The sequence below is a fragment of the Pseudomonas indica NBRC 103045 genome (genome assembly GCF_002091635.1).
Taxonomy (GTDB): Bacteria; Pseudomonadota; Gammaproteobacteria; order Pseudomonadales; family Pseudomonadaceae; genus Pseudomonas_M; species Pseudomonas_M indica.
Genome location: NZ_BDAC01000003.1, coordinates 1 through 22,173 on the forward strand (window position 1 = coordinate 1; position 22,173 = coordinate 22,173).

Sequence of the window (22,173 nt, forward strand, 5' to 3'; positions counted from 1 at the left end):
GATGAGCGGGTTTTTCGTTTTGGACGGAGCAGCCGGATCAGACCAGCTTTTCCAGTTCCGGGACGGCTTCGAACAGGTCAGCCACCAGGCCGTAATCCGCGACCTGGAAGATCGGGGCTTCTTCGTCCTTGTTGATGGCGACGATGACCTTGGAGTCCTTCATACCGGCCAGGTGCTGGATCGCGCCGGAGATACCGACGGCGATGTACAGCTGCGGCGCGACGATCTTGCCGGTCTGGCCGACCTGCATGTCGTTCGGAACGAAACCGGCGTCGACCGCGGCGCGGGAAGCGCCCACGGCAGCGCCCAGCTTGTCGGCCAGCGCGTACAGGTGCTTGAAGTTCTCGCCGTTCTGCATGCCGCGGCCGCCGGAAACGACGATCTTGGCGGCAGTCAGCTCGGGACGGTCGGACTTGGCCAGCTCTTCGCCGACGAAAGCGGACTTGCCGGCATCGGCCGGACCGCTCACCGCTTCGACGGCAGCGGAACCGCCTTCGGCGGCAGCGGCATCGAAACCGGTGGTACGCACGGTGATCACCTTGATGGCAGCGGAAGACTGCACGGTGGCGATGGCGTTACCGGCATAGATCGGGCGCTTGAAGGTATCGGCGCTCTCGACGGCGATGATCTCGGAGATCTGGTCGACGTCCAGTTGCGCGGCAACGCGCGGCAGGAAGTTTTTACCGTTGGTGGTGGCAGCGGCCAGCACATGGCTGTAACCCTTGGCCAGCTCGGCGATCAGCGGAGCGACGTTTTCCGGCAGCTGGTGGGCATAGGCGGCGTTGTCGGCAACCAGAACCTTGGAAACGCCGGCAACCTTGGCGGCGGCTTCGGCGGCGGCGGAGCAACCACTGCCGGCGACCAGGACGTGGATGTCACCACCGATCTTCTGCGCAGCGGTCACGACGTTCAGGGTGGCAGGCGCCAGAGCGGTGTTAGTATGTTCAGCAACAACCAAGATAGTCATTTAGATTACCTTCGCCTCGTTCTTCAGTTTCTCGACCAGTTCAGCCACGGACTTGACCTTGATACCGGCGCTACGGGCAGCCGGCGCTTCGACTTTCAGGGTCTTGACGGTGGAAGCGGTGGAAACACCCAGGGCATCCGGGGTGAGCACGTCCAGCGGCTTCTTCTTGGCCTTCATGATGTTCGGCAGAGACGCATAGCGCGGCTCGTTCAGACGCAGGTCGGTAGTGACGATCGCCGGCAGGTTGAGGGCCACGGTCTGCAGGCCGCCGTCGATTTCGCGGGTGACGTTGACCTTGTCGCCAGCCACTTCCACCTTGGAGGCGAAAGTGCCCTGTGGCATGCCGGTCAGCGCACCGAGCATCTGGCCGGTCTGGTTGTTGTCGCTGTCGATGGCCTGCTTGCCCATGATCACCAGTTGCGGCTGTTCCTTCTCGACCACCGCCTTGAGCAGCTTGGCCACGGCGAGGGAGTTCAGCTCATCGTTGCACTCGACCAGGATCGCACGGTCGGCCCCCAGGGCCAGAGCGGTACGCAGCTGCTCTTGAGCGGCATTGGGGCCGATGGAGACGACGACGATTTCGCTGGCAACGCCTTTCTCTTTCAAGCGCACCGCCTCTTCCACAGCGATTTCGCAGAAGGGGTTCATCGACATCTTGACGTTGGCGAGATCAACGCCGGAGTTGTCCGCCTTGACGCGGACCTTGACGTTGTAGTCAACCACTCGTTTGACAGCTACAAGAACCTTCATGGATTCCTCGTTACTCTCCGGTGAATAAGAATGTCGCCAAGGCAAGCCTGGCCAGTGATGCAGGTCGGCCGGAACCGACTGTCAGCCTAGACGGCAAGCGCAAAACCGCCCGTATCTTGACCGTAACGCCCATTTGGGTCAATACGGCAAAATACCTCGCTATAAGCCTCGGAGCCTGATTCTATCAGGGCTCCACGAAATTCAAACAAACGTTTGTATTGGACCCGACAAAGGGTGTAGATATAATGCCCCGCAGCTCAGGTCAGGCAATGATCATAGCCTTCCCCCTATAACATCAAGAGTGCCTCGAGTAGGAGATAGCCTGTGGAACGCGAATACATGGAATTCGACGTCGTCATCGTCGGCGCCGGCCCTGCCGGTCTGTCCGCCGCCTGCCGACTGAAGCAGAAGGCCGCCGAAGCTGGTCAGGAGATCAGCGTCTGTGTGGTCGAGAAGGGTTCCGAAGTCGGCGCCCACATTCTCTCCGGTGCCGTTTTCGAGCCACGAGCCCTGAATGAACTCTTCCCCGACTGGAAAGACCTCGGCGCCCCGCTGAACACACCGGTCAAGCGTGACGACATCTATCTGTTCAAGAGCGCCGAAACCGCCAGCAAGATTCCGAACTTCTTTGTGCCCAAGACCATGCACAACGAAGGCAACTACATCATCTCCCTGGGCAACCTGTGCCGCTGGCTGGCCCAGCAGGCCGAAGGCCTGGGTGTCGAGATCTACCCGGGCTTCGCCGCCCAGGAAGCCCTGATCGACGAAAACGGCGTGGTTCGCGGCATCATCACCGGTGATCTCGGCGTCGATCGCGAAGGCAATCCGAAGGAAGGCTACTACACCCCCGGCATGGAGCTGCGCGGCAAATATACCCTGTTCGCCGAAGGTTGCCGCGGCCATATCGGCAAGCAACTGATCAAGCGCTACAACCTGGCGTCGGAAGCCGATGCCCAGCACTACGGCATCGGCATCAAGGAACTGTGGGAAGTCGACCCGGCCAAGCACGAGCAGGGCCTGGTGGTGCACACCGCCGGCTGGCCGCTGGACGATGAGAACATGGGCGGCTCCTTCCTTTATCACCTGGAAAACAACCAGGTGGTCGTGGGCCTGATCGTCGACCTGTCCTACAGCAACCCGCATCTGTCGCCGTTCGACGAGTTCCAGCGCTACAAGCACCACCCGGTGATCAAGCAGTATCTCGAAGGCGGCAAGCGCATCAGCTATGGCGCCCGCGCGATCTGCAAGGGCGGCCTGAACTCGCTGCCGAAGATGGTTTTCCCCGGTGGCGCGCTGATCGGTTGTGACCTGGGCACGCTGAACTTCGCCAAGATCAAAGGCAGCCATACGGCGATGAAATCCGGCATGCTCGCTGCCGAAGCCATCGCCGAAGCCCTGGCAGCCGGCCGTGAAGGCGGTGACGAGCTGACCAACTATGTCGACGCCTTCAAGGGCAGTTGGCTGTACGACGAACTGTTCCGCAGCCGCAACTTCGGCCCGGCACTGCACAAGTACGGTGCGCTGATGGGCGGAGCGTTCAACTTCATCGACCAGAACATCTTCGGCGGCAAGATCCCGGTCACGCTGCATGACACCAAGCCGGATCACGCCTGCCTGAAACCGGCAGCGGAATCGACCAAGATCGAATACCCGAAGCCGGACGGCAAGATCAGCTTCGACAAACTGTCCTCGGTGTTCCTCTCCAACACCAACCACGAAGAGGAACAGCCCTGCCACCTGAAGCTGACCGACCCAAGCATTCCGCTGACCAAGAACCTGCCGCTGTATGACGAGCCGGCTCAGCGCTACTGCCCAGCCGGCGTCTACGAAGTGGTCACCCAGGAAAACGGCGAGAAGAAGTTCCAGATCAACGCGCAGAACTGCGTGCACTGCAAGACCTGCGACATCAAGGACCCGGCCCAGAACATTACCTGGGTTGCGCCGGAAGGCACCGGCGGTCCGAACTACCCCAACATGTAAGAAAGAAAAGGCTCCTTCGGGAGCCTTTTTCATGTCCGGGCGTCACTCATCCTGCGGCCCGATGGGGAAAAACTGTCCCCCGCTCCAGATACCCAGCCAAGTGCGGCCATCCATTTCCCGTGGCACAGCCAATTCCACCAACTGGTAGAACACATTCCGGTGAATCAGCGCCTCCAGATTGGCGCGCACATGCACATACGGCGCAGGTTCCTGAGTCTCGGCATCCAGGGCGACTCGGATCGGGTGCTCGCCTCCCGCCTCCACTTCGTCCTCGACATTGGTGACGAAGCGCAACACCTGACGCTCCCCCTGCCCCTCGACGTCGACGCTCACAGCCACGAATGGCGCATCGTCCACCTTGATACCCACCTTCTCTACAGGCGTCACCAGAAAGTAATCGTCGCCATCGCGCCGAATGATGGTGGAGAACAGGCGCACCATCGGCTTTCGCCCGATCGGCGTTCCCATGTAATACCAAGTGCCGTCACGAGCGATACGCATATCGATATCGCCACAGAAATCGGGATTCCACAGATGTACCGGTGGCAAGCCCTTCTTTTCGGTCTTGGGAATCTGAGCGAGCAGGTCGCTCGCCTTGCCGGAATCGGACATGTTTGGGTTCTCCTTAACGGCTCAAGCCGAGCAAACTCCGAGCATAGTCACGCAGCGGCGGGCCCAGCAGGTCTTCCGGCTTGGCGTCATAGAGCGTCAGTAAACCGCCGCGGCTGCGAATGCGCGCAGTATCCACCAGATAGCGGGTGTTGGTTTCCACCAGCATCAATTGGATCACCCCACGGTCGGTGCCGAGACGATCCAGGGCCTCTTGGTCTTCCCACTCCTCCCAGGTTCCGATGCGGTCGTCGGCACTGGCGAACCGGCAGTAGAGAAGATAATGGGCACCTGCGGACCGCGCCTGCCCCATCGCCTCCTCCAGCCCGACCGGTGCCTTCGCGCGGCGAATCATGGGGAAATACTCCACGAAACCGTTGAAGGCCTCTTCGGCCACGACGTTGGGTCGCGGATAGGCCTTGCCGGGCGGCACGAAATGGCCCTGCGCGATGTAGATGAAAGAGTCGGGCTGCAAGCGCAGATTGTTGATCCGGCGAGTCTCGCTATGATCGAGGAGCCCCGCATCACCCAAGTGATAACGGGTACCCTCGGCAAGATCGCTGACACTCATGCAGCCCGCCAAGGCAGAAAAGACCAGCAATAGAATCAGACTTCGCATCGAACACTCCTGTGCCGGCGACGGAAAACCGGCAGACAGACGCCAGATGCAGCATCCGCGCCATCAGAGCCCACACTGCCATGTGCACCGGCTCCAACCGTTGACAGTCGAGAGGACCAGCGAACGCGCCTCGCACGGAGAACGGAATACCGGCTCGATATAGCGAATGAGAAATCGGCCATCGTTTTCTGTAAGTAAAGAAGCGATGTGCTCAGCCACCGATGATCTTCATCACCGTGACGCCACCGGAGAATGCCAGGTCCTGCTTATCCGCCAGCGCCCTGACCAGAAGCCGCTGCAATGCCGGAAGCGCCTGGTGGCGCGGCTTATCGAGCAGATCGCCGATGTAGTGACGATTGCTGGAAGACAGACACCCATGCAGCCAGCCGGTGGAGGACAGGCGCAGACGCGAACAGGTACGGCAGAAAGGCACGCTCTCGTTGGCAATCACGCCGAAAAAGCCGCCTTCGGGAATTTCATAGCGCAAGGCCGTGGCATCCAGCGGCGCCTCAGCCTGCTGATAGACGTAACGCTCACCGATCAGCTCGAGCAACTCGCCCATACCGACGAACTGCTGGTTGAACGCGCTGGGATCGCGGGCCAGGTGCCCCATGCGCATCAGCTCGATGAAACGCAGCTCGAACCCTCGCTCCAGGCAGTAGTCCAGCAACGGCAGTACCTGATCGAGGTTCTTGCCGCGCAGCGGCACCATGTTCAGTTTGATTTTCAGTCCGGCGGCACGCGCCTGCTCGAGGCCATCGAGAACCGTCGCCAGATCGCCGCCACGTGCGATATGGCGGAACGCCTCGGCATCCAGTGTATCCAGGGATACGTTCAGGCGACGGATGCCGGCCTCCAGCAATAAGGGAAGCTTGCGCGTCAGCAGCTGGCCGTTGGTGGTCAGGCTGATGTCCGACAGCCCCAGCGTGCCGACCGCGCGCATGAAAGGTTCAAGCTTGGGGCTTACCAGCGGCTCACCACCCGTGATACGCAGGCGCTCGATCCCCGCTGCCTCGATCAGATAGGCGACCCCGCGAATCAAGGCTTCGGCAGAAAGTTCGTCCTGCGCGGCAACCAGACGCTTGCCGTCCGGCACGCAATAGGTACATGCATAGTTGCAAGCGGCGGTCAGGCTGATCCGCAGGTTGCGGAAACGCCTGCCCTGGCGATCGACGATCATGGACGACTCCGGAGGCTGATGTTCCCGAGTATATCCCTCGACTTACCGGCCCGCATGCCTGGCAGCGCCATTCAGGCGCTGAATATCAGCCAGCCGCTGGATGTTCTCCATCGCGCCGACGCTTGTTGCCCATGCGCACTCCAATGTCCATGAGGAACTGGAAGAAACCTTCCTGATCCTCCAGAACTTCGCGCCAGAACGGCGAGTGGTACAGCGCCACGGCACCATGGACCAAAGCCCAGGCGGCACAGTAGTGGAAGTACGGCGGCACGTCCTCCAGCTTACCTTCGGCGATGCGGCCTTCGATCAGCTGGGTCAGTCGCTCGAAGTTCGAGGCGCGGATCCGGTGCAATTGCTCCACCATCTCCGGAACCTGGTTACCCTTGACCACCTTCTCTTCCAGGCGATCGAACAGCCGATAGCGCTGCGGGTCACGCATGCGGAACTCGAAGTAGGCGCGTGACAGAGCCTCCTTGTCCTTGGCGACGTTCTCCGAGTGGAAAAGCTCGTTCAAATCCCGCTCGTAGTCGAGCATCAGGCGCAGGTAGATCTCCGCCTTGGACTTGAAGTGCTTGTAGATGGTGCCTTTGCCGATACCGACGGCGTCGGCGATCATCTCCACGGTCACACTGTCCTCTCCTTGCTCGAGGAACAGTTTCAACGCGGTGTCGAGAATTTCCTGTTCGCGACGACGAAACTCACGGACCTTACGGGGTTCTTTCTGCATAAAGAGACTGAAGGGTCAAAACTCGAAGCCGCGTATTATGCCTAAATAGCAGGAAATTGCACGGAACAACCAATCATGTACGGCTTTCAAGACGAATTTCCGCAAGCTCATGGACTGCGCTATCTGAACCATGCCGCTGTCGCACCCTGGCCGAAACGCGCGACCCTGGCGGTTACAGCCTTCGCCGAAGAGAACGCACGCCTGGGCGCACGTGATTATCCAGACTGGCTGCAGACCGAGCGACGACTACGCGAACGCCTCAAGCACCTGCTCAATGCACCCAGCACCGCAGATATTGCGCTGGTCAAGAATACATCAGAAGCGCTGTCTTTCGTTGCCTTCGGTCTCGACTGGCGATTCGGTGACGAAATCGTCATCAGCGACGAAGAATTCCCCTCCAACCGGGTGGTATGGGAGGCGCTGAAGCCACGCGGGGTCGTGGTGAAGCAGATCGGCCTCCAAGGATCGGACCCGGAGGGGGATCTGCTTGCCGCCTGCGGCCCACGAACCCGGCTGCTATCGATCAGCTCCGTGCAGTACGCCAGCGGCCTGCGCCTGGATATCGAACGACTCGGCCATGCATGCCGGACCCGGGGCGTGCTGTTTTGCGTCGATGCTATCCAGCATCTCGGCGCCCTGCCCTTCGACGCCCAGGCATGCGACTGTGCTTTCGCCATGGCCGACGGCCACAAATGGATGCTCGGGCCGGAAGGACTTGGCGTCTTCTATTGCCGCAGCGACATGCGGGAACAACTGACGCTGCACGAGTACGGTTGGCACATGCTGGAACACGCCGGCGATTACGATCGCAGCGATTGGCAGCCCGCACGAACGGCAAGACGCTTCGAATGCGGCAGCCCCAACATGCTCGGAGCCATGGCGCTGGAGGCGAGCCTCTCGCTGCTCGAAGAGGTTGGAATGGATGCCGTGGGCCTTGCGCTGGCGGACCGGGTCCAACGGCTGTATGACGGGTTGACGAACATTGTCGGCGTGAGCCTGCACAGCCCGAGCGATCCGGCCCGACGCGCCGGCATCCTGACGTTCAGCCTGGACGGCTGGGATAACCAAGCGCTGTTCGAACGCCTCAAGGCTGAACAGGTCATCTGCGCCCAGCGCGGAGGAGGTATTCGCCTTTCCCCACACTTCTATACCGAAGCCCAGGTGATCGAAGAAACGCTGGCACTCCTGCATAGACTGGCCAACGCCTGAATCTCAGCAGGGACGGGGGTATTCCAAATCTGTTTAAAAAATGAGCGAAACCAATCTGGACGTTCGGGAATCTTCGCCAATACTTCAAGGTACTGGTGCGCGGTATCTCCCCCCAAGTGCCCCGCCAGTCAAGGTACCGTGGATCGCGTACCTTTGTTTTACTCCTAATGGTCTTAACCCGGATTCATCCCCCAGAACCCGGGTTTTTTTTGCGTATGCGCCTGGCTTGACCTGTGTTACTCAGTCAGATGAGCCAGCGGAAACAGTCGCCTGAAATTCGCGGTGGTTTGCACGGCAAACTCCTCGAAAGAAACCCCTCGCAGCTCCGCCATGAACTCGGCGACCTCTCGAACGTACTGTGGCAAATTCGGCTTGCCACGGTGAGGCACGGGCGCCAGATAAGGGGAATCGGTTTCCACCAACAGACGATCAGCCGGCACCTTGCGCGCGACATCGCGCAGAGCCTCGGCATTGCGGAACGTGACGATTCCGGACAGAGAAATATAGAAACCGATATCCAGCGCAGCCCTGGCCATTTCCCAGTCTTCGGTGAAGCAATGGAGAACGCCCGCTTGCGGCAACGCCGCCTCGCGAAGCAGGGCAAGCGTATCGGCTCGAGCTTCCCGGGTATGCACGATGACCGGCTTACCGGTAACTTTCGCGGCCTCCAGATGCAGTCGGAAGGATTGCTGCTGGCGTTCCGCGGCCTCCGGCTCGTAGTGGTAATCCAACCCGGTTTCGCCAATCGCCACCACCCGAGGGTGGTTCAACTCGCGCAGCAGCCAATCCAGCGCTGGCTCCGCACCCGGTTCGAGGTCCAGAGGGTGCACGCCGATCGAACAGTCCACATCGGCATATCGCTCAGCCAAGTGCTTGACCGCTGCAGCGTTGTCGGCGCTCACGCCAATGCAGAGGAAATGGCCGACACCACGCGCTCGCGCAGCGTCCAGCGCCTTATCGAGGGAGCCATCATGGGCACCCAGATCGAGGCGATCGAGATGGCAATGGGAATCGACGAGCATGGAGAAACCTCAATACGAAAGACCGCAAGCCCAAGCTCTCGGCTGGCGCTCCCGGCTTGCGGCTTGAGGCGTGTCACTTACATCGTGTGGGTCGGCCGATCGGACTTCAAGGCGCCGGCCAGATAGGTTTCGATTTTGTTGCGGGCAGTATTGTCGCCGTCGTTGAACTGCACACCAACACCTGCGGCACGATTGCCTTGGGCGCCTTTCGGGGTGATCCAGACCACCTTTCCGGCTACCGGAATCTTTTCAGGCTCATCCATCAGATTGAGCAGCATGAAAACTTCATCGCCGAGCTTGTAGCTCTTGTTGGTCGGAATGAACAAGCCACCGTTCTTAATGAAAGGCATATAGGCAGCGTACAGAACGGATTTGTCCTTGATGGTCAAGGACAGGATTCCGTTACGTGGCCCCAGATTCGGTGGCAGACTCATACGACGTTTCCCGGCTGAATTTCGGTGGGCCGATTCTAGCCCGGTCCGGGCAGGCTTGCCCACTGCACGAGCAAGGCTTCGAGAAGCAACACACGGTTGAGATTCGCCTTGCTCAATATTTTTTGCCGCTGAGCCAGTAACCAGTCCTGGATCGCCAGCACTTTCGGCTGCGGCGCCTTGTCCGCCAGGTATTGGACAACCTTGCGCATATCGTTCAGACCCAATCCTTCTTCGTCACGAGTCAACTGATAACGCAACATCAAATGCGCCCAGTCGCAGAACCAGTCGAACAGCAGCAACAGCGGGACCGCATTCCAGCCCTCTGCCAATTGGCTGGGCGCCACCTGTTGCTTCAATAGTTTCTTTACGCCCTCGACCACCAGGGCCCGCTGCTCCCGTGCCCCCTGCTCATGCAGCCGCAACGCGGTCAAAGGCGACCCACCGGCAAGTACCAGCAGTTCCTCTCGATCATCCGAGCCGCTCTCCGGCAGGGCCTGAGCCAACCACGCCAGGCTCTGGGAACGGTCCGGCAAAGGGCAAGCCTGCTGCACACACCGGCTCTTGATGGTCGGAAGCAACCGGCTGGGCTGATGGCTGATGAGCAGCAGGACGGTATCCCCCGATGGCTCCTCCAGGCTTTTCAGCAAAGCGTTGGCCGAGTTCAGGTTCATCGCCTCAGCCGGCTCCAGCAGTACGACCTTTCGCCCACCGAGCTGGGCCGTTTGCACGACGAACTCGACCAATTCGCGGACCTGGTCGACCCGGATCGCCTTGTCGGCCTCCTCAGGCTCTAGGACAAAGTTATCGGGATGAGTACCGGCCGCCAGCAAGTGGCACGCCTTGCACTGACCGCAAGCATCCAACCCGGCCGGCTGCTGGCAAAGCAGACGGGCCATCAGGCTCTCGGCCAATCGCCGCTTGCCGATCCCGGCGGGGCCATGCAGCAAATAGGCATGTGCATGCCGGGAACGGCCGGCCAGTTGTTGCCAGAGCCCGGCCTGCCAGGGAAATACCTTATCCACGAACACGCTCCAGAATCCGTGGCAACAATGCATCGAGCGAAGCCTGTACCTCGATAAGGGGCAGCGAGGCATCCACGACGCAATACCCCTCCGGACGCTCGGCGGCACGACGCAGGTAGGCTTGGCGGACAGCATCGAAGAACGCACGCCCTTCACGCTCGAAGCGATCGAGACGACCACGTGCACTGGCACGCGCCAACCCAACCTCCACGGGTAGATCGAAAATCAGACAGAGATCGGGACGAACGTCCCCCTGTACGAAACGCTCCAGTATGGCGATGCGATCCTCGGGCACACCGCGCCCGCCGCCCTGATATGCATAGGTGGCATCGGTGAAACGATCACACAACACCACTCGCCCTTCGGCCAGAGCCGGACGGATCACTTGGGCAAGATGCTGGGCACGGGCGGCGAACATCAGCAACAGTTCGGTATCCACGGCCATCGGCTCGTCGGACGGAGCCAGAAGCAATTCGCGGATACGCTCGGCCAGAGGCGTTCCCCCCGGCTCACGTGTCATGAGGACATCGATACCGTGGGCACGAAGGCGCTCGGCCAGATAATCGCGATTGGTACTCTTGCCGGCCCCTTCGGGACCTTCGAGGGTGATAAACAGGCCAGTCACAGGCAGTCCTTGATCATTGCGCATCCGGCTTCACGGCCGGCGGAATGGGTAACGGGCTGGAACGGTAATCGGAGCGGCGATTGAGCTGAAATTCGCGCACCGCCCGGTTGTGCTCCTCCAGGCTGCTGGAGAACACATGGCTACCGTCGCCCCGGGCGACGAAATACAGGCTCTTGCCTTCCGCCGGATGCAGCGCCGCATGAATCGCTTCGCGTCCCACCAAGGAAATCGGCGTTGGTGGCAGGCCCGCCTTGACATAGGTGTTGTACGGAGTCGGTTCGAGCAGATGAGCCCGCGTCAACTTGCCGTTATAGCGCTCGCCCAGGCCATAAATCACGGTCGGGTCCGTCTGCAGCAGCATTCCCAGTTTCAGTCTCCGAATGAAGACCCCGGCGATCTGGCTACGCTCCTCCGGTACCCCGGTTTCCTTTTCCACCAGAGAGGCCATGATCAACGCCTCGTAGGGATCACGGTAGGGTAAGCCTTCCGCCCGTTTCCCCCACTCTTCGGCGAGCACGCTTTCCAGTCGTGCATGGGCCTGCTTGAGCAGGTCCATGTCGCTCATCCCGCGAACATAACGGTAGGTATCGGGAAAGAAACGCCCCTCGGGATGCAGCCCGGCCTGCCCCAGACGCGCCATCAACTCAGCATCGGACAATCCGTCCAGGGTCTGTTCCAACTTGGCCTGGCGCGCCAATGCTGCACGCACCTGCCGGAAATTCCAGCCTTCCACCAGCGTCAGGCTGTATTGCACTACTTCGCCACGCTGCCAGAGCCCCAGCAGGTCGATCGCACGCATGCCCGGCGCCATTCGGTATTCGCCGCTGTGCAGCGCGTGAGAGGCCAGATTGAACCGCCAGTAGAGACGCAACCAGAAGGCATCACGAAGAATGCCTTCGCTTTCGAGACGGTTGAGCAATCCGCTGGGCGTCGCGCCGGCAGGCACGTCGAGCAACTGCTCCTCCGCCAGCTGCAAAGGCTGCTCGAGACTCTCGTGCTGCTGCCAGACAGCGAAAGCCAGCAGCAAGCCAGCCAACAGCAGGCCACTCTCCAGCAGCAACAGTAATTTGCGTATCACGAATCAGGAACCCAGGACGTCGCAGACAAGGGCTTGCAGTTTACGGGTCAGAGGACCAACGGGCCAGTCGCGCTCTTCCAACCTGATCACAGGCCAGACGCCATAGAGGCTGTTACAGAGGAAGATTTCATCAGCCTGCAGCAACTCCTCGTAGGCAATGTCTCTTACCTCGACGGATATGCCAGCAGCCTGCGCAATCGCCAGCACTTCTGCCCGCATGACTCCAGCCACACCGCAGCGGGACAGATCGGCGGTAACGAGCCGCCCGAGCCGGGCCATGAACAGGTTGCTGAAGACCCCTTCGATCACACGCCCCGATACATCGCGCATCAACCCTTCGGCGAAGGCGGGGTCCTGCCACTCGGAACGGGCCAGGACCTGTTCGAGTCGATTCAAGTGCTTCAGACCGGCGAGTGCCGGTTGCTCGGCGAGTCGGGTCCGACAGGAATACAGGCTGACGCCCCGTTCGGCATTGGCAAGAGGATAGGCCGGCAAGGCGCCGCCCTGAAGAATACGCCGCGCTTGCCCACCCACCGGAGGCGCGTAGCCACGCAGACCATCGCCCCTAGTCAGAATCAGCTTGACTACTCCGTCACCCAACACGGAACAGAATGCCAATAACTCAGACTCGATCAGCGCTTCATCGCAGGCCATTCCCAACCGGGTACGACCTTCGCTCAAACGCCGCAAATGCCGCTCCAGCAGGCGCGGCCGCCCCGCCCTGACGGCGATGGTCTCGAACAGACCATCGCCGTAGGCGAGCCCACGGTCCGTAACGGGCACATCACCCGCTGGCAGGCCGTCGACCCAGGTCAGCATCAGCCGGCAAACCGGCGGAACAGCAGCGAACCGTTGGTACCACCGAAACCGAAGGAGTTGGAAAGCACCACATCGATCGGCATGCTCTTGGCTTCATGCGGCACGAAATCGAGATCGCAGCCCTCATCCGGATCATCCAGGTTGATGGTCGGCGGAGCCACCTGATCACGAATCGCCAGCACACTGAAGATCGCCTCGACAGCGCCTGCAGCACCGAGCAGATGCCCGGTCATCGACTTGGTCGAGCTGACGGACAGGCGATAAGCGTGATCGCCGAATACCGACTTGACCGCGGCCGCCTCGGCAAGGTCGCCAGCAGGCGTCGATGTGCCATGGGCATTGATGTACTGGACCTGCTCAGCATTCAGCCCGGCATCGCGAAGCGCATTCTTCATGCAACGCGCGGCACCGGCTCCATCTTCCGGCGGCGACGTCATGTGGAAGGCATCGCCACTCATGCCGAAACCGACCAGCTCGGCATAAATGTGGGCTCCACGCGCCTTGGCATGTTCCAGCTCTTCGAGCACCAGCGCACCGGCCCCGTCGGATAGGACAAAGCCGTCACGCCCCTTGTCCCAGGGACGGCTGGCACGGGTCGGCTCGTCATTGCGGGTAGACAAGGCACGCGCAGCGCCGAAGCCACCCAGGCCCAAACCGCAGGCCGCCATCTCGGAGCCACCGGCAACCATGACGTCAGCCTCGCCATAGGCGATATTACGGGCCGCCATGCCGATGCAATGGGTACCCGTCGTACAGGCGGTGGCGATTGCATAGTTCGGCCCCTGAAGCCCTAGGTGGATCGACAGGAAACCGGACACCATGTTGATGATCGAACCGGGCACGAAGAACGGCGATATGCGCCTAGGTCCCTGCTCGATCAAAGATTTGCAGTTGTTTTCGATATTGGTCAGGCCACCGATACCGGAGCCCATCGCCACACCGATGCGCTCACGGTTGGCATCGGTCACTTCCAGACCCGAATCACGGACCGCCTGGAAACTGGCCGCCAAGCCGTATTGAATGAACAGGTCGAGCTTGCGTGCTTCTTTCGCCGAAAGATATTCCTCGACGTTGAAGCCCTTCACCGATCCACCGAAGCGGGTGGAATAGGCGGAAAGGTCCATATGCTCGATGGGGCCAATGCCACTACGGCCGGCCAGAATGCCCTGCCAGCTGCTCGGCACATCGGTCCCCAGGGGCGACAACATGCCCATGCCGGTTACCACGACGCGTCTACGCGACACAGCTATCTCCTCTTGCACGTTTGCAACACTTAAAGAAAAACCGCACGCCTGTTAGGGCAGTGCGGCTTTTCCGTGTCGGGAACCCGACGATTACATTACTGCGCGTGAGCGTTGATGTAATCGATGGCTTCCTGAACGGTGGTGATCTTCTCAGCCTGCTCATCCGGAATTTCGGTCTCGAATTCCTCTTCTAGAGCCATCACCAGCTCGACAGTGTCAAGGGAGTCGGCGCCCAGGTCTTCAACGAAGGAAGCGCTGTTGGTGACTTCCTCTTCTTTGACGCCCAGTTGCTCGGCGACGATTTTCTTGACGCGTTCTTCGATGGTGCTCATACCTTGTTTTCACTCCTATGGGAAAATCCGTGCAGCTGGGCTGCAGTGTATAGAAAGGGTTTTCAAACTTTCAAGCCAAACGGCCGCTCCCCTTCAGCAACACATCAACAAGCCGTCTCACCCATTGCACTTTTGTAACGGATTCTAGACAGCCCTTATGACAGTTTTCTGAAGGAAGACGTCACATTCAAGCCATGTACATACCGCCATTCACTGGAATGGTAGCTCCTGTTACGTAAGCCGCACCGTCGGAAGCCAAGAAGGCCACGACACTGGCGATTTCCTCGGCCTGCCCCAGGCGCCCCAGCGGAATCTGGGTCAACAGCGCTTCCCGCTGGGAGTCGGGCAATTCGCGGGTCATATCGGTATCAATGAAGCCAGGAGCCACCGCATTGACGGTGATTGCACGCGATCCGACTTCCCGCGCCATCGCCCGGGTGAAACCCTCGAGCCCAGCCTTGGCGGCCGCGTAGTTGACTTGGCCGGCATTACCCATGGCACCCACGACCGAACCAATATTGATGATCCGCCCCCAACGGGCTTTTGTCATGCCGCGCAGCACGCCCTTGGACAGACGGAACAGGCTGTTGAGGTTGGTATTGATGACATCATGCCATTCGTCGTCTTTCATGCGCATCATCAGATTATCGCGCGTAATGCCGGCATTATTGACCAGGATCAGCGGCTGACCGAGATGCTGCTGAATGTGCTCCAAGGTACTGGCAACCGATTCGTCATTGGCGACATCCAACACCAGGCCGGCACCTTCGATACCATTGGCCTTGAGGGTTTCGGCGATACGCTCGGCACCGTTCGGGCTGGTGGCGGTGCCGATCACGACAGCTCCCTGGCGCCCCAACTCCAACGCAATGGCCTGACCGATGCCTCGGCTCGCTCCGGTAACCAGCGCAACTTTACCTTGCAGACTCATAGTCCTTCTCCTTGTTCAAGCCAAAGCGGCACGAGCAGCCGCAAAAGCTTCGGGGGTATCGAGATTATGCGTATTCACGCCCTTGACACAGCGCTTGTTCAAGCCGGAAAGCACCTTGCCAGGGCCGCATTCGACCAGCTCGGTCACACCGCTCTCAGCCAGACGGACCATGGATTCCACCCAACGCACCGGACTGTAAAGCTGGGCCAACAGGTCGCGCTTCAGAATGTCGAGATCGGATACCACGGCGGCGCTGACATTCTGGACCAGAGGAATCTCAGGCTTCTGCCAGTCGATCGCATTCACCGTTTCGGCAAAGCGCTCTGCGGCCGGACGCATCAATTCGCAATGCGACGGCACGCTGACCGGCAGCGCCATGGCACGTTTGGCACCGCGTGCCTTGCATGCCTCGATCGCCCGCTCGACCGCCGCCGCGGCGCCGGCCACCACAACCTGGCCCGGCGCATTGAAATTCACTGCGCTGACCACTTCGCCCTGGGCCGCCTCGGCACAAGCAGCCAGCACATCGGCATCTTCCAGGCCAAGGATCGCGGCCATACCGCCCTGCCCGGCCGGAACCGCCTGCTGCATCAGCTGGCCGCGACGCTCGACCAGCCTCACTGCATCGGCCAGCCCCAGGCTGCCGGCAGCGACCAGCGCCGAATATTCGCCAAGGCTGTGACCGGCCACGAAAGCGGGACGCACGCCGCCCTGGGCCAGCCACAGGCGCCACAACGCCACCGAAGCGGTGAGAATGGCTGGCTGGGTTTTGTCGGTCTGGTTGAGTTGCTCTTCCGGCCCCTGCTGGGTCAATGCCCAGAGATCGTAGCCAAGCGCCTCGGAAGCCTCAGCGAAGGCATCCAGCACCAGCGGCTGTTGAGCGCCCTGCTCGGCCAGCATGCCGAGCGACTGGGAGCCCTGGCCAGGGAAGACGAATGCGAGGGATGCGGACATGTAAACAGTTCCCTATTGATCTTATCGTCGTGACATTCACGCTTGGCATAGCCAAACGGAACGAACTGACAGTTGGATGACAGCCCTTCGGGCGCAGTCACATCATCCTACAGCAAGAGATGCTCCAGACGGCCGTGAAGACGCTCCGGGAGATCTTCCTCAATCTCCTTGAGAGCCCGCCGAATGGCACTCTGGAAGCTCTCCGCCCCTGCGGAGCCGTGGCTTTTGATCACGATTCCCTGCAAGCCGAGAAAACTGGCGCCGTTGTAGCGCGCCGGCGCAAGATCAGCCTGCAGACGACGCAGGAACGGCAGCGCCAGCGCCCCCACCATGCGAGCAACGACCCCTTGCCGGAACAGCTCGCCCATCCGAGCGGAGATCATGGCAGCCAACCCCTCGCTGGACTTCAGCAGGATGTTGCCGACGAAGCCATCGCAAACGACCACATCGGCCGCCCCACGAAACAGCCCATCCCCTTCGACGTAGCCGATGTAGTTAATCCCAGAGGCCTGCTGCAACAGACTCGCAGCCAGCTTGACCTGCTGGTTGCCCTTGACGTCTTCGGTGCCTACGTTGAGCAAAGCCACTCGAGGGCGATCGATGCCGAGCGCCTCCGCCGCGACAGCTCCCATGACAGCGAACTGATAGAGATGCTCCGCACTGCAATCCACATTCGCGCCGAGATCAAGAAGATGGCAATGCCCTTTTTCGGTAGGCACCGCCGTCACCATCGCCGGTCGATCGATACCTGGCAATGTTTTCAGGACATAACGGGACAGCGCCATCAACGCCCCCGTATTACCGGCGCTGACACAGGCACGAGCCTGGCCGTTACGCACCAGTTCCAGAGCCACGCGCATGGAAGAGTCCGGCTTGCCGCGCAAGGCCTGTGCGGGCCGCTCATCCATCCCGATGACTTCACCGGCATGCTGAATGCGCAGACGAACGCGATCCACATCCCGGCCACGGGCAATCAATTCTTCAAGGAGGGGGGCTTGACCGACAAGGGTCAGGTGCAGCGAGGGGAAAGAGGCCAAACAGGCAAGGCTGGCCGGAACAATGCAGTGGGGACCGAAGTCCCCACCCATTGCGTCAATCGCGATGATCGGAGCGGACAAGGATTACTCGTCAGCGCCCTTGTCGATCACTTTGCGACCACGATAGAAGCCGTCCGGGGACACGTGGTGGCGCAGATGCACTTCACCGGTGCTCTTCTCGACGGACAGAGCGTTGGACTCCAGCGCGTCGTGGGAGCGACGCATGTCGCGCGCGGAACGGGATTTTTTGTTCTGCTGAACAGCCATAACTAATTAACTCCTAAACGTTTGGGTCACGCTTTAACTGCGCCAGTACGCTGAACGGGTTGGACCGCGATACCTCGTCCTCGCTCGGCTCAGGCTCTTCGAGACCGACCGGATGCTGGCAAACTTCAGGGTCATGGAGCGGAACAATGGGCAGGGCGAGCAACAGCTCATCCTCGACCAACGTCAGCAGATCCAAAGGATCCTCATCCACTTCCAGCACGTCGTAACCTTTGGGTAGAGACTGGGTGTTCGCCCCGGCCTTCACCACAGCGTAATCACACTCGCTATGGATCGGCAGAGCGACCAGCTCAAGACAGCGCTGGCAAACCATCTTTACCTCTACGTCGAGTTCGCTATGGATAACCACAGCCCTTTGCTCGTTACGCCCGAAAGCAAGCTTCGCGCGCACGACCCCGGCATTTTCAGCCAAGGGCTCGCAAAGTCTCGGCAAATCGGCCAGCGACAACTCCCCTTCGAGGGTAACGTCGCGATCAGCCAATTTGCGCGGATCGACATGAGGTGGAATAGGCCCATTCAACATAGGCGCAGCATTCTAGGGATGCCCCTCCCCCCTGTCAAAGGAAATTCGGCCTGTCCGCCATCGAAACCGACAGCTAGAATCTCCGCTTATCAAGGAGAACCTTCATGCAACCCCTTGTACTCGCTTCCAGCTCTCCCTACCGGCGAGAGCTCCTCGCCCGCTTGCGCCTGCCTTTTACCTGGCAATCACCCGACATCGATGAAACCAGACACCCCGAAGAGCCGGCCGAAGCCCTGGTCCGTCGGCTCGCAGAAGAAAAGGCCAGAGCCCTCGCAGACAGCTACCCGCACCACCTGATCATCGGCTCCGATCAGGTAGCCACACTCGGAGAGCAGATTCTCGGTAAACCCCACGAACACGCCAAAGCCAGGGAACAACTGCAGGCCGCCAGCGGTAACAGCGTGACCTTCCTCACCGGCCTGGCCCTGCTCAACACCGCGACAGGCCGCTGCCAGACGGATTGCATTCCTTTCACCGTGCACTTCCGCCCCCTGAAGCCAGCCAGCATCGAGCGCTATCTGGAAGCGGAGCGCCCGTACGATTGCGCTGGCAGCTTCAAGTCGGAGGGATTGGGCATCAGCCTGTTTCGCGCAACCGACGGGGTAGACGCCACCAGCCTGATCGGGCTTCCGTTGATCCGATTGATCGACATGCTGCTTGCCGAAAGTATCGAAATACCCTAACGAAAGGCCCGGAAAACCGGGCCTTTCGTTATCGAATCAACGCAGCTGCGCTCCTTGCAACCCCATCCACAAGGACAGTTGCTCCACCACGCCCGTACCCAGCTTTTTGGCGAAGCGGTCGATAGGGCTCTCCTGAACGGTGTAATCCACCATCTCCTCGGCCCCGATGATCTCCCGCGCCACGTAGCTGCTGCTTCCCAGGCTATCGACCAGCCCCAACTGCAGCGCCTGTTCGCCGGACCAGACCAGACCAGAGAATAACTCCGGGCTTTCCTTCAGACGATCACCCCGCCCTCGCCTGACACTATCGATGAACTGTCGATGGGTCGTTTCCAGCACACCCTGCCAAAAACGAACCTCGTCCTCTTTCTGCGGCAGGAACGGATCGAGGAAAGCCTTATGCTCACCCGCCGTGTAGACGCGCCGCTCGACACCGAGCTTTTCCATCAGATCGACAAATCCGAAGCTGGCCGCCGTCACACCGATGGAGCCGACAAGACTGGCTTTGTCGGCATAGATCTCGTCCGCCGCACTGGCGATGTAGTAAGCACCGGACGCACCGGCATCAGCGATCACCGCGTAGAGCTTGATGTCTTTGTGCAAGCCACGCAGGCGACGAATCTCGTCATAGATATAACCGGACTGAACAGGGCTACCCCCGGGGCTGTTGATCCGCAGGATCACCCCCTTGGTCTTCGGATCTTCGAATGCCTTTCGCAAGGCACCAACGACGTTGTCGGCACTGGCCGCCTCCTTGTCCGCAATCAAGCCCCGAATCTCGATCAACGCCGTATGGCTCTCAGCTCGCCCAGCGGACGAACCAAGATTCAAGGCCGGGGAGAAGACAATCAGCGCTCCGAACAGGTAAATGAATACCAGCAGCTTGAAGAATATCCCCCAACGACGGGAACGCCGCTGCTCCTGCACGCTTGCCAGCAGGGCTTTTTCGAGCAGTTTCCAGCTTCTCTCGTCATCCGCCCCAGAAGCCGGCGCCTTCCATTCATCCGACATCTCATTCCACCTCGATCATTTATTTCGCCACCCCAGCCCCAAGCCAGGCGCGCAATTCTGAAAACTCTTCAATCGCCAGCAATGGTTCATGCTCGAGCAGAACCTCCAGCGGCTGAGCACCATAGCCGACCGCCACCGCATCCAGCCCCGCCCGCCGAGCCATCAGCAGATCGAAGGAAGAGTCCCCCACCATAAGGGCCTGCTCCGCCACCATGCCGCAATGCGCGAGAATTTCATGCAGCATGAGCGGATCGGGCTTACCAGCAGTCTCATCGGCACAGCGAGTCACGTCGAAATAATCCAGCCAGCCATGACCCGCCAGAACATGATTCAGACCGCGGCGACTCTTGCCCGTCGCCACAGCCAGGCGGTACCCCGCCTGCCTGAACGCCCCCAGCGACTCGACCACCCCCGGGAACAGCGCCGAAGGCTCGTTTTCGAGAGCCAGGTAATGTTCGCTATATTGCTGGCGAAAGCGCTCCACACGCCCCGCGTCCCGCTCAAGCTCGGGATACAGGGTCCGGATCGCCTCCGACAGCGAAAGACCGATAATCCCTTTGATTGCCGCCTCCGCACGCTGCGGCAACGAGCAAGACTCGGCCGCCCGACGCATGGATTCAACGATCCGCCCGATGGAGTCGACCAGAGTGCCATCCCAATCGAAAATCAACAGCCGATAGTCACGCACCAAGACGCTCCAGAGTCTGTACCCACATATCGTCGACAGGCGCCTCCAGACGCAACTCGCCACCCTCAGGCAGCGGCACGGTCAACGAATAGGCATGAAGGAACAGGCGCTTGCCTCCCAAGGCACGGATTTCCTGGGTAAATGCCTCATCACCATACTTGGCATCCCCCGCGATCGCGTGCCCAGCATGCTTGGCATGTACGCGAATCTGGTGGGTACGCCCGGTAATGGGACTGGCCTCGACCAAAGTGGCAAAATCACCGAAGCGACGCAGGACACGGAACTCGGTCAACGCATCCTTGCCCTCGGTATTGACCTCGACCATACGCTCGCCGGAGCGCAGGTTGTTTTTCATCAACGGCGCGCGAACCTGCTTCTTCGACGTCGGCCAACTGCCTCGCACCAGCGCCATGTAGCGCTTATCCACGCCATCGCCACGCAGCGCCTCATGCAGATGGCGCAACATGCCGCGTTTCTTCGCGATCATCAACAAACCGGACGTATCCCGATCCAGGCGGTGTACCAGCTCGATATCCTTGGCCTCCGGGCGCAATTGGCGAAAAGCCTCGATCACCCCATAGCTGAGCCCGCTCCCGCCGTGCACGGCGATACCCGCCGGCTTGTTGATAACAATGAGAGCCTTATCCTCATAGAGGATCGCCTGCTCAAGGCGCTCCAGGAGCCCCTGAGCAAGCGGTGCCGGCTCGTCGCGCTCGGCCAGACGCAGCGGCGGCACGCGCACGATGTCGCCCGCCTGAAGCTTGTATTCAGGCTTGATTCGACCTTTGTTCACCCGCACTTCGCCCTTGCGCAAAATGCGGTAAACCAGCGTCTTGGGCACGCCCTTGAGCTGGGTACGAAGGAAATTGTCGATGCGCTGGCCGGCAAATTCCGGCGCGACCTCGAGCAGCTGAACGCCGGAGGTCGGAAGGGAGGGAGTCGTCATGGCCGGCATCATAACAATTTTTCATGCAATTGAAGCACTTAATCATTGCTGCTATAGTCGCGAACGCCGCCAAAAGCGGCCTGGTCCGCGGATGATCGCCAAAACTGCCATCCCGACCATATGCAAACCCATTCAGGACGCGAGGCCGTCCGACGGGATTTCGCCGCGAAAGGCCGCGATCTTCCCGGAAACCCAAGCCTCGAGCCATGACGCGCGATCGCCCGAACGGGCAGTCGCGGTAAATGCCAACCCGCTGCGGATTCTGCGAGCGGCACCCGATTTTCAAGGGATACGTGTAGGGTGGAGATGCACGACCATCGGACTGTGTAGCAGCACGCTTTATTCAAGACGCTTCATCTCGTCCGCTGCCGATGGTTGATTCCTCCCCTGAGAAAGTGCTTTCTGTCACAACAGCAAGCAGGAGACGTAGTCGCGACCCCGGCCTTTCGGCCGAACGTTGCTAGACACTGGAACGGCCGACAACCATTCCTGACGCGC

Annotated in this window: 25 protein-coding genes; 3 read left to right on the forward strand and 22 right to left on the reverse strand. The window is 60.4% G+C overall.

Translation table 11 applies throughout. The features are described from left to right. Positions 1–37: 37 nt before the first annotated feature. Both PIN01S_RS04685 and PIN01S_RS04690 read right to left on the reverse strand, forming a co-directional pair. The gene (locus tag PIN01S_RS04685) at positions 38–967 is read right to left on the reverse strand and encodes an electron transfer flavoprotein subunit alpha/FixB family protein (RefSeq protein WP_084333988.1); all 930 of its coding nucleotides are present in this window, start codon (positions 965–967) and stop codon (positions 38–40) included. Beyond that, a complete protein-coding gene (locus PIN01S_RS04690) occupies positions 968–1,717 on the reverse strand; it encodes an electron transfer flavoprotein subunit beta/FixA family protein (RefSeq protein ID WP_084333989.1) in 750 nt (249 codons plus the stop codon). It lies immediately after the preceding gene. Between the two features lie 324 nt (positions 1,718–2,041). On the opposite strand from PIN01S_RS04690, the gene PIN01S_RS04695 reads away from it, so the two are divergent. After that, positions 2,042–3,697: an electron transfer flavoprotein-ubiquinone oxidoreductase gene (locus tag PIN01S_RS04695; RefSeq protein WP_084333990.1), complete on the forward strand. Its 1,656-nt coding sequence runs from the start codon at positions 2,042–2,044 to the stop codon at positions 3,695–3,697. A gap of 42 nt (positions 3,698–3,739) precedes the next feature. On the opposite strand, the gene PIN01S_RS04700 is transcribed toward PIN01S_RS04695, so the two are convergent. The 4 genes from PIN01S_RS04700 to PIN01S_RS04715 form a co-directional block, all read right to left on the reverse strand. Beyond that, positions 3,740–4,309: a DUF1285 domain-containing protein gene (locus PIN01S_RS04700; RefSeq protein WP_084333991.1), complete on the reverse strand. Its 570-nt coding sequence runs from the start codon at positions 4,307–4,309 to the stop codon at positions 3,740–3,742. A gap of 13 nt (positions 4,310–4,322) precedes the next feature. Continuing rightward, the gene (locus tag PIN01S_RS04705; RefSeq protein ID WP_084333992.1) at positions 4,323–4,925 is read right to left on the reverse strand and encodes a DUF4823 domain-containing protein; all 603 of its coding nucleotides are present in this window, start codon (positions 4,923–4,925) and stop codon (positions 4,323–4,325) included. A gap of 211 nt (positions 4,926–5,136) precedes the next feature. Then, complete coding sequence (locus tag PIN01S_RS04710; RefSeq protein WP_084333993.1) at positions 5,137–6,105, reverse strand: GTP 3',8-cyclase MoaA; 969 nt, start codon at positions 6,103–6,105, stop codon at positions 5,137–5,139. Between the two features lie 85 nt (positions 6,106–6,190). Next, the gene (locus PIN01S_RS04715) at positions 6,191–6,832 is read right to left on the reverse strand and encodes a TetR/AcrR family transcriptional regulator (RefSeq protein ID WP_084333994.1); all 642 of its coding nucleotides are present in this window, start codon (positions 6,830–6,832) and stop codon (positions 6,191–6,193) included. Positions 6,833–6,907: 75 nt separating this feature from the next. Here PIN01S_RS04715 and PIN01S_RS04720 point away from each other — a divergent pair, with 75 nt between their 5' ends. Continuing rightward, positions 6,908–8,041, forward strand: a complete 1,134-nt coding sequence (locus PIN01S_RS04720) for an aminotransferase class V-fold PLP-dependent enzyme (RefSeq protein WP_084333995.1) — start codon at positions 6,908–6,910, stop codon at positions 8,039–8,041. Positions 8,042–8,277: 236 nt separating this feature from the next. Here PIN01S_RS04720 and PIN01S_RS04725 read toward each other — a convergent pair whose 3' ends face one another. The 13 genes from PIN01S_RS04725 to PIN01S_RS04785 all read right to left on the reverse strand — a co-directional run bounded on the left by PIN01S_RS04725 (position 8,278) and on the right by PIN01S_RS04785 (position 18,347). Then, a complete protein-coding gene (locus PIN01S_RS04725; RefSeq protein WP_084333996.1) occupies positions 8,278–9,063 on the reverse strand; it encodes a TatD family hydrolase in 786 nt (261 codons plus the stop codon). A 77-nt stretch (positions 9,064–9,140) separates the two neighbouring features. After that, positions 9,141–9,497, reverse strand: coding sequence for a PilZ domain-containing protein (locus PIN01S_RS04730; protein ID WP_003245164.1), 357 nt, complete (start codon positions 9,495–9,497; stop codon positions 9,141–9,143). A gap of 35 nt (positions 9,498–9,532) precedes the next feature. Then, positions 9,533–10,552, reverse strand: coding sequence for a DNA polymerase III subunit delta' (locus PIN01S_RS04735; RefSeq protein WP_084333997.1), 1,020 nt, complete (start codon positions 10,550–10,552; stop codon positions 9,533–9,535). Further along, a complete protein-coding gene (tmk, locus tag PIN01S_RS04740; protein WP_084334449.1) occupies positions 10,512–11,144 on the reverse strand; it encodes a dTMP kinase in 633 nt (210 codons plus the stop codon). The genes PIN01S_RS04735 and tmk overlap by 41 nt, the downstream gene beginning before the upstream one ends. Positions 11,145–11,157: 13 nt before the next feature. After that, the gene (gene mltG, locus PIN01S_RS04745; RefSeq protein ID WP_170837187.1) at positions 11,158–12,222 is read right to left on the reverse strand and encodes an endolytic transglycosylase MltG; all 1,065 of its coding nucleotides are present in this window, start codon (positions 12,220–12,222) and stop codon (positions 11,158–11,160) included. 3 nt (positions 12,223–12,225) lie between these two features. After that, positions 12,226–13,041 (reverse strand): aminodeoxychorismate lyase, encoded by an 816-nt coding sequence (pabC, locus tag PIN01S_RS04750; protein ID WP_084333998.1) that lies wholly within the window; start codon positions 13,039–13,041, stop codon positions 12,226–12,228. Beyond that, positions 13,041–14,285, reverse strand: coding sequence for a beta-ketoacyl-ACP synthase II (fabF, locus tag PIN01S_RS04755; RefSeq protein ID WP_084333999.1), 1,245 nt, complete (start codon positions 14,283–14,285; stop codon positions 13,041–13,043). The genes pabC and fabF overlap by 1 nt, the downstream gene beginning before the upstream one ends. Positions 14,286–14,380: 95 nt before the next feature. Beyond that, on the reverse strand, positions 14,381–14,617 hold the full coding sequence (acpP, locus tag PIN01S_RS04760) for an acyl carrier protein (RefSeq protein WP_003283670.1): 237 nt from the start codon (positions 14,615–14,617) through the stop codon (positions 14,381–14,383). 187 nt (positions 14,618–14,804) lie between these two features. Continuing rightward, positions 14,805–15,548, reverse strand: coding sequence for a 3-oxoacyl-ACP reductase FabG (gene fabG / locus PIN01S_RS04765; RefSeq protein WP_084334000.1), 744 nt, complete (start codon positions 15,546–15,548; stop codon positions 14,805–14,807). Between the two features lie 15 nt (positions 15,549–15,563). Beyond that, positions 15,564–16,502 (reverse strand): ACP S-malonyltransferase, encoded by a 939-nt coding sequence (gene fabD / locus PIN01S_RS04770; protein ID WP_084334001.1) that lies wholly within the window; start codon positions 16,500–16,502, stop codon positions 15,564–15,566. A gap of 107 nt (positions 16,503–16,609) precedes the next feature. Then, complete coding sequence (plsX, locus tag PIN01S_RS04775; protein WP_084334002.1) at positions 16,610–17,620, reverse strand: phosphate acyltransferase PlsX; 1,011 nt, start codon at positions 17,618–17,620, stop codon at positions 16,610–16,612. A 3-nt stretch (positions 17,621–17,623) separates the two neighbouring features. Next, positions 17,624–17,806 (reverse strand): 50S ribosomal protein L32, encoded by a 183-nt coding sequence (gene rpmF / locus PIN01S_RS04780; RefSeq protein ID WP_084334003.1) that lies wholly within the window; start codon positions 17,804–17,806, stop codon positions 17,624–17,626. Between the two features lie 13 nt (positions 17,807–17,819). Further along, on the reverse strand, positions 17,820–18,347 hold the full coding sequence (locus PIN01S_RS04785; RefSeq protein ID WP_084334004.1) for a YceD family protein: 528 nt from the start codon (positions 18,345–18,347) through the stop codon (positions 17,820–17,822). A 104-nt stretch (positions 18,348–18,451) separates the two neighbouring features. On the opposite strand from PIN01S_RS04785, the gene PIN01S_RS04790 reads away from it, so the two are divergent. Further along, complete coding sequence (locus tag PIN01S_RS04790) at positions 18,452–19,030, forward strand: Maf family protein (protein WP_084334005.1); 579 nt, start codon at positions 18,452–18,454, stop codon at positions 19,028–19,030. A 36-nt stretch (positions 19,031–19,066) separates the two neighbouring features. Here PIN01S_RS04790 and sppA read toward each other — a convergent pair whose 3' ends face one another. From sppA to rluC, 3 genes are read right to left on the reverse strand one after another with little or no spacing between them, the layout of a single operon-like run. After that, entirely contained in the window at positions 19,067–20,041 is a 975-nt protein-coding gene (gene sppA, locus PIN01S_RS04795) for a signal peptide peptidase SppA (RefSeq protein WP_084334006.1), read from the reverse strand. A gap of 19 nt (positions 20,042–20,060) precedes the next feature. Then, a complete protein-coding gene (locus tag PIN01S_RS04800; RefSeq protein WP_084334007.1) occupies positions 20,061–20,729 on the reverse strand; it encodes an HAD-IA family hydrolase in 669 nt (222 codons plus the stop codon). Further along, the gene (gene rluC, locus PIN01S_RS04805; RefSeq protein WP_084334453.1) at positions 20,722–21,675 is read right to left on the reverse strand and encodes a 23S rRNA pseudouridine(955/2504/2580) synthase RluC; all 954 of its coding nucleotides are present in this window, start codon (positions 21,673–21,675) and stop codon (positions 20,722–20,724) included. The genes PIN01S_RS04800 and rluC overlap by 8 nt, the downstream gene beginning before the upstream one ends. Positions 21,676–22,173: the final 498 nt, after the last annotated feature.

Bases quoted from the DNA above. Each gene is read 5' to 3' on its own strand.
- PIN01S_RS04705 (WP_084333992.1), bottom strand. From the start codon at position 4,925: ATGCGAAGTCTGATTCTATTGCTGGTCTTTTCTGCCTTGGCGGGCTGC.
- PIN01S_RS04725 (WP_084333996.1), bottom strand. From the start codon at position 9,063: ATGCTCGTCGATTCCCATTGCCATCTCGATCGCCTCGATCTGGGTGCC.
- acpP (WP_003283670.1), bottom strand. From the start codon at position 14,617: ATGAGCACCATCGAAGAACGCGTCAAGAAAATCGTCGCCGAGCAACTG.
- PIN01S_RS04720 (WP_084333995.1), top strand. From the start codon at position 6,908: ATGTACGGCTTTCAAGACGAATTTCCGCAAGCTCATGGACTGCGCTAT.
- PIN01S_RS04785 (WP_084334004.1), bottom strand. From the start codon at position 18,347: ATGTTGAATGGGCCTATTCCACCTCATGTCGATCCGCGCAAATTGGCT.
- PIN01S_RS04690 (WP_084333989.1), bottom strand. From the start codon at position 1,717: ATGAAGGTTCTTGTAGCTGTCAAACGAGTGGTTGACTACAACGTCAAG.
- PIN01S_RS04730 (WP_003245164.1), bottom strand. From the start codon at position 9,497: ATGAGTCTGCCACCGAATCTGGGGCCACGTAACGGAATCCTGTCCTTG.
- fabG (WP_084334000.1), bottom strand. From the start codon at position 15,548: ATGAGTCTGCAAGGTAAAGTTGCGCTGGTTACCGGAGCGAGCCGAGGC.
- rpmF (WP_084334003.1), bottom strand. From the start codon at position 17,806: ATGGCTGTTCAGCAGAACAAAAAATCCCGTTCCGCGCGCGACATGCGT.
- rluC (WP_084334453.1), bottom strand. From the start codon at position 21,675: ATGACGACTCCCTCCCTTCCGACCTCCGGCGTTCAGCTGCTCGAGGTC.
- PIN01S_RS04700 (WP_084333991.1), bottom strand. From the start codon at position 4,309: ATGTCCGATTCCGGCAAGGCGAGCGACCTGCTCGCTCAGATTCCCAAG.
- pabC (WP_084333998.1), bottom strand. From the start codon at position 13,041: ATGCTGACCTGGGTCGACGGCCTGCCAGCGGGTGATGTGCCCGTTACG.
- sppA (WP_084334006.1), bottom strand. From the start codon at position 20,041: ATGTCGGATGAATGGAAGGCGCCGGCTTCTGGGGCGGATGACGAGAGA.
- PIN01S_RS04735 (WP_084333997.1), bottom strand. From the start codon at position 10,552: ATGCATTGTTGCCACGGATTCTGGAGCGTGTTCGTGGATAAGGTATTT.
- PIN01S_RS04790 (WP_084334005.1), top strand. From the start codon at position 18,452: ATGCAACCCCTTGTACTCGCTTCCAGCTCTCCCTACCGGCGAGAGCTC.
- fabD (WP_084334001.1), bottom strand. From the start codon at position 16,502: ATGTCCGCATCCCTCGCATTCGTCTTCCCTGGCCAGGGCTCCCAGTCG.
- PIN01S_RS04710 (WP_084333993.1), bottom strand. From the start codon at position 6,105: ATGATCGTCGATCGCCAGGGCAGGCGTTTCCGCAACCTGCGGATCAGC.
- PIN01S_RS04685 (WP_084333988.1), bottom strand. From the start codon at position 967: ATGACTATCTTGGTTGTTGCTGAACATACTAACACCGCTCTGGCGCCT.
- PIN01S_RS04715 (WP_084333994.1), bottom strand. From the start codon at position 6,832: ATGCAGAAAGAACCCCGTAAGGTCCGTGAGTTTCGTCGTCGCGAACAG.